Origin of the sequence: Pseudomonas sp. PGPR40, from assembly GCF_022014505.1 — a bacterium.
Classification (GTDB): domain Bacteria; phylum Pseudomonadota; class Gammaproteobacteria; order Pseudomonadales; family Pseudomonadaceae; genus Aquipseudomonas.
In genome coordinates this window covers 48,472-66,053 of the sequence record NZ_JAKLSP010000037.1, presented here as the reverse complement: position 1 = coordinate 66,053, position 17,582 = coordinate 48,472, and the positions used below count along the sequence as shown (strand labels likewise).

Annotated in this window: 17 protein-coding genes; 4 read left to right on the top strand and 13 right to left on the bottom strand. The window is 61.8% G+C overall.

Annotation, left to right across the window (positions count from 1 at the left end; translation table 11 throughout):
- Positions 1–275: 275 nt before the first annotated feature.
- The 13 genes from MEB48_RS25965 to cbiE form a co-directional block, all read right to left on the bottom strand.
- Entirely contained in the window at positions 276–1,286 is a 1,011-nt protein-coding gene (locus tag MEB48_RS25965) for a FecCD family ABC transporter permease (RefSeq protein WP_237886643.1), read from the bottom strand.
- On the bottom strand, positions 1,283–2,230 hold the full coding sequence (locus MEB48_RS25960; RefSeq protein ID WP_237886642.1) for an ABC transporter substrate-binding protein: 948 nt from the start codon (positions 2,228–2,230) through the stop codon (positions 1,283–1,285). The genes MEB48_RS25965 and MEB48_RS25960 overlap by 4 nt, the downstream gene beginning before the upstream one ends.
- The gene (locus MEB48_RS25955; RefSeq protein WP_237886641.1) at positions 2,227–3,015 is read right to left on the bottom strand and encodes an ABC transporter ATP-binding protein; all 789 of its coding nucleotides are present in this window, start codon (positions 3,013–3,015) and stop codon (positions 2,227–2,229) included. Before MEB48_RS25955 ends, MEB48_RS25960 begins: the two co-directional genes overlap by 4 nt.
- A 798-nt stretch (positions 3,016–3,813) precedes the next feature.
- On the bottom strand, positions 3,814–5,190 hold the full coding sequence (locus MEB48_RS25950; RefSeq protein ID WP_237886640.1) for a PepSY-associated TM helix domain-containing protein: 1,377 nt from the start codon (positions 5,188–5,190) through the stop codon (positions 3,814–3,816).
- Between the two features lie 193 nt (positions 5,191–5,383).
- Entirely contained in the window at positions 5,384–7,501 is a 2,118-nt protein-coding gene (locus MEB48_RS25945; protein ID WP_442969123.1) for a TonB-dependent copper receptor, read from the bottom strand.
- A 190-nt stretch (positions 7,502–7,691) separates the two neighbouring features.
- Entirely contained in the window at positions 7,692–8,132 is a 441-nt protein-coding gene (locus MEB48_RS25935) for a DUF2946 domain-containing protein (RefSeq protein WP_237886639.1), read from the bottom strand.
- Between the two features lie 21 nt (positions 8,133–8,153).
- Entirely contained in the window at positions 8,154–8,633 is a 480-nt protein-coding gene (locus tag MEB48_RS25930; RefSeq protein WP_237886638.1) for a copper chaperone PCu(A)C, read from the bottom strand.
- Between the two features lie 48 nt (positions 8,634–8,681).
- Positions 8,682–9,080: a DUF2946 domain-containing protein gene (locus MEB48_RS25925; protein WP_237886637.1), complete on the bottom strand. Its 399-nt coding sequence runs from the start codon at positions 9,078–9,080 to the stop codon at positions 8,682–8,684.
- 99 nt (positions 9,081–9,179) lie between these two features.
- A complete protein-coding gene (locus MEB48_RS25920) occupies positions 9,180–9,470 on the bottom strand; it encodes an addiction module antidote protein (RefSeq protein ID WP_074873403.1) in 291 nt (96 codons plus the stop codon).
- Positions 9,471–9,473: 3 nt separating this feature from the next.
- Positions 9,474–9,776 (bottom strand): type II toxin-antitoxin system RelE/ParE family toxin, encoded by a 303-nt coding sequence (locus MEB48_RS25915; protein ID WP_123718993.1) that lies wholly within the window; start codon positions 9,774–9,776, stop codon positions 9,474–9,476.
- A gap of 194 nt (positions 9,777–9,970) precedes the next feature.
- Positions 9,971–10,699, bottom strand: coding sequence for a cobalt-precorrin-6A reductase (locus tag MEB48_RS25910; RefSeq protein ID WP_237886636.1), 729 nt, complete (start codon positions 10,697–10,699; stop codon positions 9,971–9,973).
- Positions 10,696–11,793 carry a cobalt-precorrin-5B (C(1))-methyltransferase gene (locus MEB48_RS25905; protein ID WP_237886635.1) on the bottom strand — a complete coding sequence of 366 codons (1,098 nt, stop codon included), beginning with the start codon at positions 11,791–11,793 and terminating at the stop codon, positions 10,696–10,698. The genes MEB48_RS25910 and MEB48_RS25905 overlap by 4 nt, the downstream gene beginning before the upstream one ends.
- The gene (cbiE, locus tag MEB48_RS25900) at positions 11,786–12,997 is read right to left on the bottom strand and encodes a precorrin-6y C5,15-methyltransferase (decarboxylating) subunit CbiE (protein WP_237886634.1); all 1,212 of its coding nucleotides are present in this window, start codon (positions 12,995–12,997) and stop codon (positions 11,786–11,788) included. The genes MEB48_RS25905 and cbiE overlap by 8 nt, the downstream gene beginning before the upstream one ends.
- Positions 12,998–13,141: 144 nt before the next feature.
- On the opposite strand from cbiE, the gene cobG reads away from it, so the two are divergent.
- Genes cobG through cobJ form a run of 4 tightly spaced genes read left to right on the top strand, consistent with a single transcriptional unit; the run spans position 13,142 to position 17,526 of the window.
- Positions 13,142–14,464, top strand: a complete 1,323-nt coding sequence (gene cobG, locus MEB48_RS25895; RefSeq protein WP_330932726.1) for a precorrin-3B synthase — start codon at positions 13,142–13,144, stop codon at positions 14,462–14,464.
- Positions 14,457–15,083: a precorrin-8X methylmutase gene (locus MEB48_RS25890; RefSeq protein WP_237886632.1), complete on the top strand. Its 627-nt coding sequence runs from the start codon at positions 14,457–14,459 to the stop codon at positions 15,081–15,083. Before cobG ends, MEB48_RS25890 begins: the two co-directional genes overlap by 8 nt.
- Positions 15,083–15,814: a precorrin-2 C(20)-methyltransferase gene (locus tag MEB48_RS25885; protein WP_052965857.1), complete on the top strand. Its 732-nt coding sequence runs from the start codon at positions 15,083–15,085 to the stop codon at positions 15,812–15,814. Before MEB48_RS25890 ends, MEB48_RS25885 begins: the two co-directional genes overlap by 1 nt.
- On the top strand, positions 15,814–17,526 hold the full coding sequence (gene cobJ, locus MEB48_RS25880) for a precorrin-3B C(17)-methyltransferase (protein ID WP_237886631.1): 1,713 nt from the start codon (positions 15,814–15,816) through the stop codon (positions 17,524–17,526). The genes MEB48_RS25885 and cobJ overlap by 1 nt, the downstream gene beginning before the upstream one ends.
- The last annotated feature ends 56 nt before the right edge of the window (positions 17,527–17,582 follow it).

The following is a 17,582-nucleotide window of genomic DNA, read 5'->3' as shown; positions in this document are numbered from 1 at the left end:
AGATGAAAGGTGTGTTTTCCCAGGTCGATGGCGGCAATAGCTACTTTCATGGCAACGGTCTCCGATAGGCCCCCTGCGAAAGCTTAGTGGGCAATCGCAGGGGGACGGGGGTAGCCATTTCATTAGTAGATGTGTGTCGTGCGCGGAATTTGTGGACGACGATAATCCTTGTGGGAGCGGGCTTGCTCGCGAAAGCGGTGTGTCAGCCACCGTGATGTTGAATGTGCCGCCGCCTTCGCGAGCAAGCCCGCTCCCACAGTTTTGAACGGGGTGTGTCACCGACGGCGCATCAGGCCGATGAAGAACAACCCGCCAATCGCCGCAGTGGCGACGCCGATGGGCAAGTCTTCCGGGGCGATCAGGGTGCGTGCGGCCACATCGATCCAGACGAGGAACAGGCTGCCCAGCAACACGCACACCGGCAGCAGTCGCCGGTGTTCAGCCCCGACCAACCGCCGCGCAATGTGCGGCACCATCAACCCGACAAACCCGATAGACCCACTGATCGACACCAACACCCCAGTCATCAACGACGCAATCAAAAACACCCGCAACCGCACGATGCGAGCATTCAGACCGAGGGTCACCGCAGTCTGCTCACCCGCCATCAACGCATTCAACGGACGAGCCATACCCAGCAACAACACCAACCCAAGCAACACACTCGCCGCCGGCACCGCGAGCAATTCCCAGCGCGCCAACCCGAGCCCGCCAAGCATCCAGAACATCACTGCTGAACTGGCGCGATGATCCCCAAGAAACAACAGCAGATTGGCAATCGCCATCATCACGAACGACACCGCCACGCCGCACAACAGCAGCCGATCACTGTCCAGCCGCCCACTGCGATTGGCGATCATCAGCACAATCAACATGCTCAACAACGCGCCGATAAACGCGGCAATTGGCAAGGTCAGCAACCCGACGATTTCACCGACATGCAGCACCACAATCACCGCGCCGAGGGTCGCGCCGGAGGTCACGCCGAGCAGGTGCGGATCAGCCAGCGGATTGCGCGTCACCGCTTGCAGCACCGCGCCAATCAACGCCAGACCGGCGCCCACCAGTGCGCCGAGCAACATGCGCGGAACGCGGATCAGCCAGACGATGTGTTCCTGGCCGGCAGTCCAGTTCGCAACACCGAAACCAAAAATCTTGTGCAGCAATATTCGCCACACCCCCTCCACCGGCACCCGCGCCGGGCCGAAGCCCAACGACACTACGCATGACACCAGCAACAACGCGCCGAGGGCCATCAGCAACAAGGCATAGCGACGATCGATCATTCGCCGTGGAAACCCTTGGCCAGGGTTTCGACCGCCAGTACGTTGTCGATTCCAGGCGTGGCCTGCACGTACGGAATGACGATGAAGCGCTGATTCTTGATCGCATCCACCGATTGCAGGGCCTGGTTGTTCAGCAGGAATTGCTCTTTCTGCTTGGCGGTGACTTCGCCGTAGTCGACGATCACGATCACCTGCGGATTGCGCTCGACCACGTTCTCCCAATTCACTCGCGTCCAGCTCGCCTCGACGTCGTCGAGAATGTTGCGCCCACCGGCGGCATCGATCAGCGCCTGCGGCATGCCGAGACGACCGGAAGTCATGGCCCGGTCCTCACCGCTGTCGTAGAGAAATACCCGAGGTTTGTCCGTCGGCTGATTCCTGCGCACCTGGGCCACTTGCGCCTGCATCTGGGCGATCACGGTGTTGGCGCGGTCCTGCACGTCGAAAATTTTCCCGAGGTTGCGCAGGTCGTTGTAGGTGTCTTCCAGGCTCGCGGGCGGGCGCTTCATCACGAAGGCGCAGGACTCGGTGAGTTCGTAGACGTTGATGCCCAGCGGTTGCAGGGTTTGCGGCGTGAGATCACCGCCAACGCGCATACCGTAATCCCAACCGGCGAAGAAGAAATCGACGTTGGCGTTGAGCAGGGTTTCCACCGACGGGTACTTGGCCGCCAGCTCCGGCAAGCCGTCGAGGAGGGTCTGCATCTCGGGCGTCACCGACTTCCAGCCCGTCACGCCGCTATACCCGGCCATCCTTGGTTTGAGACCGAGGGCGAGCATCATCTGGGTCATGTTGATGTCATGGCTGACCGCGTGTTTCGGCGCTGCCTTGAAGGTGACTTCGCGGTTGCAGCTCTGGACAGTCAGCGGGTATTTCGTAACCTCGGCGAAGGCTTGGGCACTGCCCAGCAACAGAACGACGCAAAGCAGGGAACGCAAAGTCATGGTCGGGTTATCCAGGTGATTCGTGGGTAGCCGTGCAAGGGGTGGTCATCGATCAGGGCATCGACGCCGAACACGTTATGCAGCAGTTGTGCGGTCAGGACTTCTTTGGGGGGACCGCTGGCCACGATGCGACCGTGATTGATCACGTACAGCCGATCGCAGAAAGCTGCCGCCAGATTGAGATCGTGAATGCTCGCCAGTGTGCCGATCCGCAGGCGTTTGACCAGTTGCAGCAGCTCCAGTTGATAGCGCGGGTCAAGGTGATTGGTCGGCTCGTCGAGGATCAGCAATTGCGGCTGCTGGGCCAGGGCGCGGGCGAGGATTACGCGCTGTTTTTCACCGCCGGAAAGGGTGGCGAAGGCGTGGTCTTCGAAGCCTTTGAGGCCGACCGATTCGAGGGCGTGGGTCGTGAGTTTTCGGTCCTCAAGGGTGTCGCCATCAAACAGGCCTTTGTGTGGTGTGCGGCCCATGGCGACGACTTCTTCGACGGTCAGGCCGAAGGCGTCGGGGAATTCCTGCAACACCACGGCGATGCGTTGCGCACACCAGCGTGAGGACTGCTTCCAGACGTTGTGGTGGTCGAGTTTGACCTCGCCGCTTTGCGGTTTGCTGAAACGATAGGCGCACCGCAACAGGCTGGTTTTGCCGCTGCCATTAGGGCCGATCAACCCGACGAACTCACCGGCGGCCACATGCAAGGACGCGTCACGCAGCTGGAACTGGTGATGGCAATGGCCGTGGCCCAGGGGTGTCCAGGCGAGGTTTGTGAGGTTCAGCGAGGTCATGCAGTTCTCTTGGGGTTTTTGGTGTTGCTGATGACGCCTTCGCGGGCAAGCCTCGCTCCTACAGGGTTGATGTCGATCACAAATATTGCGTACGACATAAACCCTGTAGGAGCGAGGCTTGCCCGCGAAGGGGCCCGATGCTTAAAACATGTAGTCAGCGATGACAGAAAACGATCGTGGCTCGCCTGAGGATCCACTGCTGGCCCTCATTATATTGGCTTTGCGCGGCCGAAAGATAAGCGCCCGAAGTCTACAGATCCCTCTAATCTGCGCATCTCGTCTGTTTCATGATGAAGATGAGGCGGGTCCAGATTGCATATGCGGACATCTTTCTAATCGCAAAAAACGCATAAACAACTGTCAGTTATGACAGTAGGCAATCTCACTAACAAACGTTACCGTGACATATATATCCAGATGGCAAAGGACTGCATCCATGGTCAGGCTCATATCGCTGCTGGTTTCGGTAGTGATTATTGTCGGCATGCAATGCGGCTACGCTCAGGCAGAGGAGCAATCCTGCTCCTCTGCCTGGGAGCAAAGCGATGCCCATGACAGTTGCAAGGCTCGAAAGACGGCGTCGTTCCCGGAGACGCCTCCAATAGCCGTCTCTGTACCGCAAGGACTCTGCCGGATCAGGGTCATCTGCCGGAACCATCGCGGGGGTGGTTCACCAGGCGATTATCCCGACCTTGATCGTCTCAGCGTGCAACGCCTGCATAACTGCGATGGTGAACTGAAGGTCGATAGCTGCCAATGATGAAGGGCTGACTCAGGCCTGCCCCCGCACATTCTGAGTCAAGCCGCCGGGCCGGTTTCAGCCAGACCATTCAGGCGAGAAAGCAGCACCCGATCCAATACCCACACCACCACCAGCGAAGCCCCCACCAACGGAAACATCACCGCCAGCCCGAACATGATAACCATCGCGGTTTTCCATTTCGGCAGGTCGTGACGCAACGGCGGTACACCGAACTTGCCCTGTGGCCGGCGCTTCCACCAGATCACCACGCCGCTGACGGCGCTGAGCAAAATCATCAGGCAGATCAGCAGCACGATGATCTGATTGAACGGGCCGAACATCTTGCCTTCGTGCAGCATCACGCCGACTTCCGTCGCCCGGGCGACGTTGCTGTAATGCTGCCAGCGCACGTCGGCGAGGACGTCGCCGGTGTACTGGTCGATATGCAGAGTGGCGTCGTTGCGTGGGTCGTCGGCGAACACCGCAATGGTGAATACGCCGGTGGCCGTGGTGGGGAAGGTGATGCTGTAGCCGGGCTCGACCTTGCGTTGTACGGCGATGTTTTGCACGTCTTGCAGGCTGATAGTCGGTGCCGCCGGACCGGCTTGCGGGCCGGCGTGAGCCATGTGTTCTGCGTGGTCGCCGGACATCGGCATCGGCGTGTTTTCCATGGCCCACGGCACAGTCTGACGCGTGGCGCTGTTGAGGCTGCGGGCCTCGATGTCGGACTTCGGCACGTCATTCCACATGGCTACCGGGAAGCGGTTCCAGAGGTCGGCGTATTGCTTGCCCCAGAACCCGGTCCAGGTCATGCCGCTGAGCAGCATCACCAGCAGCAATGCCGCGCCCCAGAACCCGGTCATCGCGTGCAGGTCACGCCAGAGCACTCGGCCACGACTGTTCAAGCGTGGCCAGAGAATCCCCGCGCACTGGCCGCGCGGCCACCACAAAAATACTCCGGAAACCACCAGCACGACGCCCCAACCGGCGGCCAGTTCCACCAGTCGATCACCGGCGGTGCCGATCATCAACTCGCCGTGAATCGAGCGCGCGACTGCTTGCAGATTCTTCTTGGCGTCTTGCTCGCCAAGGATGTCGCCGTGGTACGGATCGATGAACACGTTCAGTTCATGACCTTCATTGATCACCACAAATTGCGCACTGCGTTCGGCGTTGACCGGCGGCAGGTACTGTTTGATCCGGCCTTGTGGGTACGCCTCTTTCACCCGCTTGAGCAGGTCATCGGCGGCGACTGTGTGATGAGCGGCCGGGACGTTCAGCAGGCTGCCGTACATCAGTGGATCGAGTTGCGGTTTGAACAGGTAGATGATGCCGGTCAGGGCCAGCATCACCATGAATGGCGCGACGAACAGGCCGGCATAGAAATGCCAGCGCCAGGCCAGGTTGTAGAAATTCGGTTTGGGCTGTTGCATTTGTGTGCTCCGCTAGGCTTGGGTCTTTTAGTTGTTTGGTAATTGATCGCAGACAGTTGAACACTGGACCCCCTGTGGGAGCGGGCTTGCTCGCGAAGACGGCGGCACAGCCGACATTGATGTCGCCTGACACAACGCTTTCGCGAGCAAGCCCGCTCCCACATGGCCGGTGTTGAGCCTGCTCGCGATGCTTTTAGAAACTCATATCCACCTTGGTCCAGAGCGTGCGCCCCGGTTCGTTGATGGCTTGCGGGTCATTGGCCGGGAAGCCGAAACCGGCGTTGCCAGCCAGGTTCAAGTGTTCGGCGTAGGCCTTGCCGAACAAATTGTCGACGCCGCTGCTGACTTTCCAGTTCTTGTTGATCCGATACGCGCCGTTAAGCGAGAACACGCCGAACCCAGAGCTCGTGTCGAAGTCTTTGCCAACCACATTGCCCTTGTTCTGGTCGATGCGGTTCTGCGCCGCGACCACCCGCCATAACGCCCCGGCGCTCCAGTTGTCTTCGCTGTAGGTCAGGCCGAAACGTGCATCCAGCGGTGGCATCTGCGGCAGGGCACTGCCGTCGCTGCTGTTCTTGCCCCAGGCGTAGGCCAGGGTCGCGTCGGCTTTCCAGTTGGCCGTCAGCTTGTAGGCCGCACCGAGTTCACCGCCCATGATTCGCGCGTCGATGTTCTCGGCTTGCGAAGTCGTGCCCATCATCCCCGGCGTGTAGTTGAACAGGATGTAGTCGCGCACCTGCCCGACGTAACCCGAGGCCCAGGCTTCGAGGTCTTCGGTCTTGTATTGCAGGCCGAAGTCGAGCTGGGTGGTTTTTTCCGGTTTGATCGAGTCGAAGGCATTCACCGAACCGGCGGGGCCGGACTTGGGCGAAAACAGCTCCCAGTAATCCGGGAAACGTTGGGAGTGACCGAGGCCCGCATACAGCGTGGTCGGGCTGTCAGCCAGGTCATGTTCGTAACGGACGAAACCGCTCGGCAATGTATCGGCGCGGGTGTCGTCGGCCGTCGGGTTCGGGCGGGCCATCATCCCGGAGCCGAGGGTCTGCCGATAATCCTTGGCCGACGCGCGATCCAGTCGTGCCCCGGAGATCAACCGATCACGGTCGGCGGCGTACCAGGTCAGCTCGCTGAACACGCCGTAGTTGTGGAAGTCGGCGTCCTTGTTGCGTGGCACATCCTTATAGGTGTCAACGCCCATGGCGCTGCGTTGGCGGTGTTCGTTGGTTTGCGCATCCAGGCCACTGATCAGTTGCACATCGGCCCAGCGCCAGGTGGCTTTGATTCGCGCGCCGAGGGTTCGGCGGTCGACGTTGGAGGCCATGGGGCCGGCCATCATCCCGGTGCCGGACGGCGTGCGCAGGGTGTAGTTGTCCATCACGTGGTCGGCGTAGTTGTAGTAGACCTGTGCCTCGACCTTATCCAGCACCTCACCGATGTTCGACTGCTCGAAGCGCAGGCCCAGGCTTTCGCGCAAGAACTGCGAACCGTCCATGCCGCGCCCGGCGTAACGGGCTTCGCCATCGCCCTTGCCGGCGGTCAGTTCCAGCAGCGTATCGGCGCTCGGGGTCCAGCCGACAGCGACGTCGCCGTTCCACTTGTCATAGCGCGAGGGCACGGTGTCGTTGTTGCCGTCCTTGTAATCGTCGGAATGCGCGGTGTTGCCGATCACTCGCACGTAACCCAGCGGCCCGCCCGCAGCAGCGTCCACCACTTTGTCGAAACGGCCGTTGGAACCGGCCAGCACGCTGGCGTTCACCCGGGTGCCGAGTTCGCCGAAGCTTTCCGGCTCACGGTCGAACAGGACGGTGCCGGCCGATGCGCCGGGGCCCCAGAGCACGGTTTGCGGGCCTTTGATGACGGTGAGCTTGTCGTAGGTTTCCGGTGAGATGTACGAGGTTGGCGCGTCCATGCGGCCGGGGCAGGCACCGAGCATCATGCTGCCGTTGGTGAGGATATTCAGTCGCGAGCCGAACATGCCGCGCAGCACCGGATCGCCGTTGGTACCGCCGTTGCGCACCAGCGCGAAGCCGGGGATGGTCTTCAGATAATCGCCACCGTCGCTGGCCGGCACCGGTTGGCGCGGGTCTTTGGGGTTGGTGACGATGGTCAGTGGCGAACTCGGCGCAATGGCGGTGATCACCGTCGGGCTCAGTTCTTCAGTGTGGTCGGCGTGTTCATCGGCCAGCACCATTGGTGTCAGCAGTAGGCCGCAAAGGACGGCGGTGACCTGCCTGAAACGAACGCGGGATTCGTTCAGGGCAAAAGGAGCCTGGGCAGCCCCCAAACGTGTGTCAGCAGAAAACCTGGACATGACAATTTCCATCGAACAGTCGTAAACGACACGGCTGGCAGTCGACACAGTCCTGTGGGAGCGGGCTTGCTCGCGAAAGCGGTGTGTCAGACGACATCAACGTTGACTGACACTCCCTCTTCGCGAGCAAGCCCGCTCCCACAGGTTGCTTTGGCTGTCTTGCGGACCGTGTGAGATCGGAGGTGGGTGTTTACGCGACGATGGGCGGAGCGCGGGTGCGGGCACCGGGGAAGAAGGTTTGCCGGGCGTGACCCAGACGGGGGGAGGGTGTGGTGAAGGTGTTGAGGGGCGGGATGTTGAAGGCGACGAAGGTGCCGCCGCCCGTCAGCGCCGGGCAATTGAACAGCAGGCTGCAATAGCCGCATTTTTCCCAGAGCGCGTGATGATCGGCTTTGGGTGGACAGTGCTCGGCGGCGGATTGCGCGCCATGCTCCATGGCCGACATATCCATGGCCGACATATCCATGGGCATGTCCATCGACATGCTCATGGACATCGCCGCGCGCGAATCCATCGGCATCGACTGAGAAATCAGCGGACCGATAAAAATCATCAGCATGGCGAACAGGCTGATCCAGCTGCCGCGCGTCAGACTCAATGACTGACGGCGGGACACGGACGGCCTACGCATGGGCGTTTTCAACGTGGGCGATTAATGGGCGTGCATGTGCTCTTGCATGCCTTCAGGCGCTTTTTTCTGCACCGCGACATCGACCGTCACATCACCGGCCTTCTCGAAATGCATCGTCAGCGGGAAGCGCTTGCCGTCGCTCAACAGGCTGCGGTCTTTCAGCTCCAGTAGCATTACGTGATAGGCCATCGGGGCGAAAGTGGCTTCGCCGCCAGCCGGTATTTCGACGCTGGGGACTTGCTGCATTTTCATCAAATCGTTTTGCTTCACGTGCTCGTGCAACTCGGCCTTTCCTGAAATTGGCGAGTCGACGCTTAGCAGTCGGTCGGCGGTCTTGCCGCTGTTGTGAATCACGAAATACGCCGCGACGGTCGGCGCGTTGGGCGGTAACTCCTGCGACCACGGATGGGCGATCTCAAGCTCGCCAGCCTTGTATTCGTGAGCATTGGCAAAACAGGCAGGCAGCAGCAATGCAGCCAGAACGATGAGTTTGTTTAACATGGCAGTTCTCCAGAACGATTCAAAACGCAGGTCAATTGCGAGAAGGAATCACACCAGAGGGGACGCGCGGGGGTTGAGGCTCGGCCATTGCTGGCGCGGTGTCGGCGTATCGAGTGAGGCAGGCGGCAGGCTTCGATTGGCCTCGAAACGCGCGAAATACAATTGCGGAACATGCCCCGGCAACGCCACCAATGGAGCGGAGCCCGAGCAGCACCAGCAATGCTGCATGTTGGAATGATCATCGCTCTGCGGAGCTTTTTGCTCGACATCGCCCAGGGAAATCGCCACCAGCTTCGTGCCGTTGGAAGAACAGAAACTGCCCCACAACAATTGCTCAGCAGGCGATTTCGCCGTCTGCGCCATCGCTCCGGACATCGGCATGGCGAGCATGTTGAACAGCACTGCAAAGCAGGCGATCCAGGCAAATGCGAGCCGTTGTCGGGACATGAGGGCAGATCCGGTTGAGTGAGCAATCAGGCGCGGCTATTTAGCCTGATCAGGGGCGATAAGTAAAAAGGCCGCGTGCGGTGTGGTGTCGCAGTGCAATCAGAGAGCGCTGGCATGCAGCCGCAGGCCTAATGCTTTCATCACTTTCATGATAGTCGCGAATTCCGGGTTACCAGTGCTGCCCAATGCTTTGTAGAGACTCTCGCGACCCAGCCCGGCATCACGGGCAATCTGTGTCATGCCTTTTGCACGAGCTATGTCATTGAGTGCGGCACGTATGAGAACTCCGTCACCTGCATCTTCTTCAAAACAGGCGTCCAGGTAAGCGGCCATTTCTTCTGGTGTTTTGAGAAATTCGGCGGCGTCGAATCGGGTGAATTGTTCGGCCATGACTTACTCCTCATTACCGATGTTTTGCGCCATTTGAAGAGCGCGTTTGATATCTCGTTTTTGAGTCGACTTGTCACCGCCCACCAGCAGCAGGTAAACCACTGCCCCTCGACGAGTGAAATACATCCTGTAGCCGGGGCCGTAATGAACACGCATTTCATAAACAGCTTCGCCTACGGATTCGCAATCACCAAAATTACCGTGTTCGGCAGCTCGGAGCCTGGCGATAATGCGAGCTTTACCGATGATGTCTCTCAGTGAGTCGAGCCAATCGGCAAACGCACGAGATCGTTCGAAGTCGATCATGTTGGATCGTATTCCTTGGGATACAAGTTGGCAAGCCACACTTTTCTCGGCCCAATGGGAGGCCTTACCCATGGGTGGCATGGGTGGTGTTGCTAGCTAGGATCAGGGGAATCGAATATAGAGTTGAAGCGCTTGCCGGGAACAGTCGGCCCTCTCCTGGAAAGTTGTCGGCAAAGTCGCAAGGTCGTGCAGGCTCAGGAAATGTCTGACACTGACAAAGCCGCCAAGATGTCATCCACCGCCCCAAACTCCCGCTCAACCCCCGGCAACACCGGCCGCTTCAACACCAGCACCGGCACTCCACGTTCCCGCGCCACTTCCAGTTTCGGCTCGGTGGCGGTGCTGCCGCTGTTCTTGCTGATCAGCACGTCGATCTGCCGACGCTCGAACAGCTCGCGTTCATCCTCGATCAGAAACGGCCCGCGCGCGCCGATCACTTCGCAGCGCTCATTCCCGGGATAAACATCCAGCGCACGCAACGTCCAGAATTGCTCCGGCGGGATTTCGTGCAGGTGCTGCAGCGGTTCGCGTCCGAGGGTGAACAGCGGTCGGCGGAAGGGTTTCAGCGCTTCGATCAGCTCGGTCCAGTCGCTGACTTCGCGCCAGTCATCCCCGGCGTGTGGTTGCCAGGCCGGACGTCGCAAAGCCCAGCACGCAATGCCGCTCAACTTCGCGGCGGTGGCGGCGTTCTGGCTGATTTGTGCGGCGTAGGGATGGGTCGCATCCAGCAGCAGGTCAATGTCTTCATCCCGGATGAACTGCGCCAGACCTTCAGCGCCGCCATAGCCGCCAACCCTAACCTGGCAGTTCAGATCCGTCGGCACGCGACCGACACCGGCCAGGCTATAGATGTGTTCCGGCCCCAGGGTTCGGGCGATGGCCAATGCTTCAGTGACGCCGCCGAGCAACAACACGCGCTTCATTGAAAAACTCCCGCATGGCCGACAATCCCGCCTTGGCGATCGATGGCGAACACTTCGACCTGAACCTGCGCCGGCACCACGCTGCGAGTAAAGTCCAGAGCGTGCTGACACACCGCGTCGCCGAGGGCGATCCCCGCAGCGCTGGCCATGGCCAACGCCTGCTGACTGGTATTGGCTTCACGGATCGCCTGTTGCAACGCCTTATCGGCGCCCACCGCCGCAGCCCATTCGGCCAGTTGCGGCAGGTCGATGCTTGAATGCCGACTGTGCAAATCCATGTGCCCGGCCGCCAGTTTGCTGATCTTGCCGAAGCCGCCGCACAGGCTGAGTTTATCCACAGGCACTTTGCGCAAATGTTTGAGCACCGCGCCGACGAAGTCGCCCATTTCGATCAGGGCGATTTCCGGCAAGTCATAGACTCGGCGCATGGTGTCTTCGCTGGCGTTGCCGGTGCACGCGGCGATGTGCAGGTAGCCGTTGGTTTTGGCGACGTCGATGCCCTGGTGGATCGAGGCGATGTAAGCCGCGCAGGAGAACGGCCGGACGATGCCGCTGGTGCCGAGGATCGACAAGCCGCCGAGAATCCCCAGTCGCGGGTTCATGGTTTTCAGCGCCAGGGCTTCGCCGTCCTCGACGTTTACCGTGACCTCGAAGCCGCCCGGGTAATCCAGCTCCTCGGCCAGCAGCGTCAGGTGCTCGCTGATCATCTTGCGCGGCACCGGGTTGATCGCCGGTTCGCCGACGTTCAGCACCAGCCCGGGCCGGGTGACGGTGCCCACGCCACGGCCGGCGCTGAAGCGAATACCTGGCTCGCTGTGCAGGCGCACCTGGGAAAAGAGCAGGGCACCGTGGGTTACGTCCGGGTCGTCGCCGGCGTCCTTGATGGTTCCGGCTTCGGCGCCGTCGTTCATCAGCCGACAGAATTCCAGGCGCATCTGCACCCGTTTGCCTTTGGGCAGAATGATCTCGACGGCGTCCGCTTCGACGCCGCTGAGCAGCAGGCGTGCCGCCGCGAGGCTGGTGGCGGTGGCGCAACTGCCGGTGGTCAGGCCACTGCGCAGCGGGGCGGGTTGTTCGGCGGTTTCGTCACGCATCGAGGGGTTTCGTCACGTCCAGCAAGGTGATCGGCAGTGCCTGACGCCAGGTGTCGAACTCGCCCAATGGTTGCGCTTGAGCGACGTGGATGCGGGTCAGTTCGCCGCCATGTTGTTCGCGCCAGGCCATCAGGGTCACTTCGCTTTGCAGGGTGACGGCGTTGGCGATCAGCCGACCACCGGGTTTGAGTTGCGCCCAGCAAGTGTCGAGTACGCCTTCGCGGGTCACGCCGCCGCCGATGAAAATCGCGTCCGGACGTTCGAGTCCGGTCAGGGCTTGCGGCGCGCTGCCGCGAATCAATTGCAGACCGGGGACGCCGAGGGCATCGCGGTTGTGTTCGATCAACAACTGCCGATCTTCATTCGCTTCGATGGCCAGCGTCCGGCAACTCGGGTGAGCGCGCATCCACTCGATGCCGATGGAACCGCTACCAGCGCCGACATCCCACAGCAATTCGCCGGGTGTCGGTGCGAGGCGGGCGAGGGTGATGGCGCGCACATCGCGTTTGGTCAGTTGGCCGTCGTGCTGGAAGGCTGAGTCCGGCAGGCCGGCCAGTCGGGACAGGCGCGGGGTGTTCGGTTCTGCGATGCATTCGATGGCGATCAGGTTCAGGTCGGCGATCGCCGGGTCAGTCCAGTCGTTGGCGACAGCCTCAATGCGTCGTTCGGCTTCGCCACCCAGATGTTCCAGTACGGTGAGGCGACTCGGCCCGAAACCGCGCTCGCGCAGCAATGCCGCGATGGCCGCCGGACTCTGGCCGTCGTTGCTCAACACCAGCAAGCGCACACCACTGAACAAATGAGCGTTGAGTGCGGCGACGGGGCGAGCGACTACTGAAAGCGTCACCACGTCCTGCAACGGCCAGCCCAGACGCGCTGCCGCGAGGGAGCAAGAAGAGGGCGCCGACAGAATCAGCATCTGCCCGGCGGGTACTTGTCGCGCGAGACTGGCACCGACGCCAAAGAACATCGGATCGCCGCTGGCCAGCACACACACCGGCTCGCCACGCAGTGCCAGTAACGGCTCAAGGGAAAACGGGCTCGGCCACAATTGCCGCTCGCCGCGAATGCACACCGGCAACAAATCCAGTTGCCGCTGGCCGCCGAAGATTCGCGAGGCGCCCAGCAGGGCGCGACGGGCATTCTTGCCCAGGCCCTTGAAGCCGTCTTCACCGATACCTACTACTGTCAGCCAGGGTGACATCTGCCGTCCTCAAAAAAAGTCCACAAACGGACTGTTCCGACGGGCAGGCTTTTCATGCCGTCGGACAAAGCAGGCATAATACCGCGCCTTCGCCCGCGAAGCGCCTTTCCCACACAGCCGGTCGCCCCTTTGAACGAACGCCCGATGTCCACCGCCTTACGCCCCTCGGCCTGCCCGGGGTTGCTGCGTATTGTCCCGGCGCTGGATGGCGGCATCTGCCGGATCAAATTGAACGGCGGCTCGATCAGCGCCGCCCAGGCTGAAGCGGTGGCCAGCGCAGCCGAACGGTTTGCCGGGGGCGTGATCGAGGCGACCAACCGCGCCAATCTGCAGATTCGCGGGATTGCCAGTGAACAGACGGCCTTGATCGACAGCCTGCTCGCCGCTGGATTGGGCCCGCGTACCGCGGCGGGTGACGATGTGCGCAACCTGATGCTCAGCCCGAGCGCCGGGATCGACCGGCAGATGTTGCTCGATACGCGCCCGCTGGCCGAACAGATCCTCACCAGCCTGCAAAGCCATGAGCGTTTTCACCAGTTGAGCGCCAAATTTGCCGTGCAACTCGATGGCGGCGAAGGCCTGGCGATGCTCGAACATCCTCATGACCTGTGGTTGAGCGCCGTTGAGCAAGAGGGCGAGTGCGTGCTGGCCTTCGGTCTGGCGGGTTGCCCGACGCAGACTCCGTCGGGCGCGGTGCGACTGGAGGACGGGCATGCGCTGGTGATCGCGGTGCTGGAGCTATTCCTCGATCTGGCGCGCCCGGACCAGACGCGCATGCGTCATCTGCTGGCCGAATACCCGGTGGCCGGGTTTGTCGCTCAAGTGGCCGAACGTGTGCCGCTGCTGTCCATCGTGAGCGGGTCGCGCGTTACGAACTCGAACGTTCTGCACTCGAGCGTTCCACACATTGGCGCTCATCCTCAGCGTGAAACCGATCGTGTCTATGTCGGCGCGACACCGCCTCTGGGTCGGCTCGATCACGCCATGCTTCGGGGCGTGGCACAACTGGCCCGCCAACGAGGTGACGGCAGCCTGCGTTTCACACCTTGGCAAAGCCTGCTGCTGCCAGATATCCACAAAGACGACGCCGCTCAAGTTATCCACAGCCTGGAAAATTTTGGCCTGCGCTGTTCGGCAGACGATGCCTTGGCGCATCTGATTGCCTGCACCGGTTCAGCGGGTTGCGGCAAAGGCCACTCCGATACCAAAGGCGATGCGCTGCAACTGGCGACGTTGCTGCAACGTCACGGCCAAGTCTTGAATGTGCATCTGTCTGGCTGCGCGCGTTCCTGCGCGGCGGCGCACATCACGCCAGCGACGTTGCTGGCCGTCTCACCCGGTCACTACGACCTCTATTTTCGCGACGCAGCGCAGCCGGGTTTCGGCGCGCTGCACGCACGCAATCTTACTATTGAAGCGGTCGCGGCCTTGCTCGATGCCCGCTCACGGAGCCCCCTTGATGCTTGATTACATCCGCGACGGTCAGGAGATCTATCGCAACTCCTTCGCGATCATTCGCGCCGAGGCCAACCTTGCGCGCATTCCGGCCGATCTGGAGAAACTCGCGGTGCGGGTGATCCACGCCTGCGGCATGGTCGAGGCCATCGACGGGCTGCAATTTTCCGCAGGCGCCGGCAAGGCCGGGCGCGATGCGTTGGCGGCTGGTGCGCCGATTCTGTGCGACGCGCGGATGGTCAGCGAAGGCGTGACCCGCGCGCGTTTGCCGGCCAATAACCCAGTGATTTGCACCCTGCGCGACGACAGCGTTCCGGAACTCGCCCGGGAGTTGAGCAACACCCGTTCCGCCGCCGCGCTGGAACTGTGGCGTCCGCACCTGGAAGGTAGCGTAGTGGTGATCGGCAATGCGCCGACCGCGCTGTTTTATCTGTTGGAAATGCTCGACGCCGGCGCGCCAAAACCGGCGCTGATCCTCGGCTTCCCGGTGGGCTTCGTCGGCGCCGCCGAATCCAAGGCGATGCTCGCGGCGGACAGCCGTGGCGTGCCTTTCGTCATCATGCAAGGCCGGTTGGGCGGTAGTGCCATGGCCGCCGCCGCCGTCAACGCCCTCGCCACGGAGATCGAATGATGCAGCAACCTGGACGTTTGATTGGCCTGGGCGTCGGTCCCGGTGATCCGGAACTGATTACTGTCAAAGCCTTGCGCCTGCTGCGCGAATCGCCGGTGGTGGCGTACTTCGTCGCCAAGGGCAAGAAAGGCAACGCCTTCGGCATCATCGAAGCGCATCTGCAGGACGCACAAACCCTGCTGCCGCTGGTTTACCCGGTGACCACCGAAGCGCTGCCGGCGCCGTTGTCGTACGAACAAGTGATCAGCGATTTCTACGATGCGGCCGGCGAAGCACTCGCCGCGCATCTGGATGCGGGCCGTGACGTGGCGGTGATCTGCGAAGGCGATCCGTTCTTCTACGGCTCCTACATGTACCTGCACGATCGCCTGGCCGAACGCTATGAAGCCGAAGTGGTGCCGGGCGTCTGCTCGATGCTCGGCGGTGCGTCGGTACTCGGCGCGCCGCTGGTGTATCGCAATCAGAGCCTGTCGGTGCTCTCGGGTGTGCTGCCCCACGAAGACCTCAAGCGGCGACTGGCCGATGCCGATGCGGCGGTGATCATGAAACTGGGGCGCAACTTTCCCAAGGTCCGTCAGGTGCTCGAAGAGCTGGGCCTGGCGGAGCGTGCGCTGTACGTCGAACGCGCGACCATGGCCAATCAGAAAATCGTGCCACTGGATCAGGTCGAGCCGATGTCCTCGCCGTACTTCTCGCTGATCATCGTTCCCGGTGAAAGGTGGCAAGGCTGATGGCCCATACCGCCCCGGCGATTGTCATTCTCGGCAATGGCAGCCTCGCGACCGCGCGCAAGATTCAGCAGGTGTACCCGGGCGCACTGATCCATGGCCTGGCCGAACGGGTCGATGGCGCGGACCGTGTTTATCACGAGTTCGGCGCGACCCTGCGCGAACTTTATCAACAGGACACGCCGATCATTGCCCTGTGCGCCGCCGGGATTGTGATCCGCACTCTGGCGCCATTGCTGCTGGAAAAAGGTGCGGAACCACCGGTGCTGGCCGTGGCCGAAGACGGTAGCGCCGTGGTGCCACTGCTCGGCGGTCTCGGCGGAGTGAATGTCATGGCGCGTGAGATTGCCGCGGGCCTCGACGTCGCGGCGGCGATTACCACCAGCGGTGAGTTGCGTTTCGGCACCTGCCTGCTCAATCCACCCAGCGGTTATGCCTTGGGCGATCTGGAGCTGGGCAAGCGCTTCGTCTCGGACTTGCTGGCCGGCGAACACGTGCGCATCGAAGGCGCTGCGCCCTGGTTGGCGCAAGCACAGTTGCCGCAAGATCCTCAGGCGCATTTGTCGATCCATGTCGGCAGCGCCGAACGGACGCCGGCCGCCAATGAATTGTTAATCTACCCGCGCAGTGTGTTGTTGGCGGTCAGTGCCAGTGTGGTGGATTTGCCCCAGGTGATTCGCGCGGCGCTGCGTCGGGCCCAAGTCGCCGTTCAATCGCTGGCGTGCTTGCTGGCGCCGATCACGGAGATGGCCAGCCCGGCGTTGCGCGAAGCGGCGCTTGAGCTGGGGGTGCCGCTGCGTTTTGCATCGCCCGCCAGCGATGCCAGCGATGCCAGCGAGTTGGCTTGCGCGGCCGTTCCCGGCGCGACAATTATCCCGATCGACGCTAACCTGGCGCTGGCGATCGCCGAACAACCGCTGGACATCGCACAGATCGGCCGCCCTCGCGGTCGGCTAGCGGTGATCGGCCTGGGCCCGGGTGCTGCCGAATTGATGGTGCCTGCGGTGAAGGCTGAACTGGCCAAAGCCACTGATGTGCTCGGTTATGAAACCTATGTACGCATGGCCGGCCCGTTTCGGCCGGATCAAGTGCTGCATTGCACCGACAACCGCGAGGAGATGCAGCGTGCCCGTCACGCCTTCGAACTGGCGGCCCAGGGGCGGTCGGTGATTGTGGTCTCGTCCGGTGACCCCGGTGTGTTCGCCATGGCCGCTGCGGTGCTCGAAGCCTTGCACGAGTCGAATGACCCGACGTGGCACAGTGTCGATCTGGAGATTCTGCCGGGGGTTTCCGCTTCGCTGGCGACGGCTGCTCAGGCCGGTGCGCCATTGGGGCATGACTTCTGCGTGATGTCGCTGTCGGACAACCTCAAGCCATGGTCGATCATCGAGAAGCGTCTGGACCTGGCCGCCGAAGCCGATCTGGCGCTGGCCTTCTACAACCCGATTTCCCGTTCGCGCCCGTGGCAATTGGGCCGTGCTCTGGAAATCGTCGCACAGCATCGCACGCCTGAAACTCCGGTAGTTCTGGGCCGTGATGTCGGCCGGCCCGGCCAGACGCTGCGTGTTACCACACTCGGCGCGCTCACGCCGGAGCAAGTGGACATGCGCACCATGGTGCTGATCGGCTCGTCCACCACCTGCGTGTTCCCCCGCGCCGAAGGTGGCGACTGGGTTTACACACCGCGCTGGTATGGCACCAAACCTGCCTCCTGAGCCACAGCGGCCCTGTCGGGGCCGCTTGTCATTAAAGTTTCTACCCTTTGGCTGCC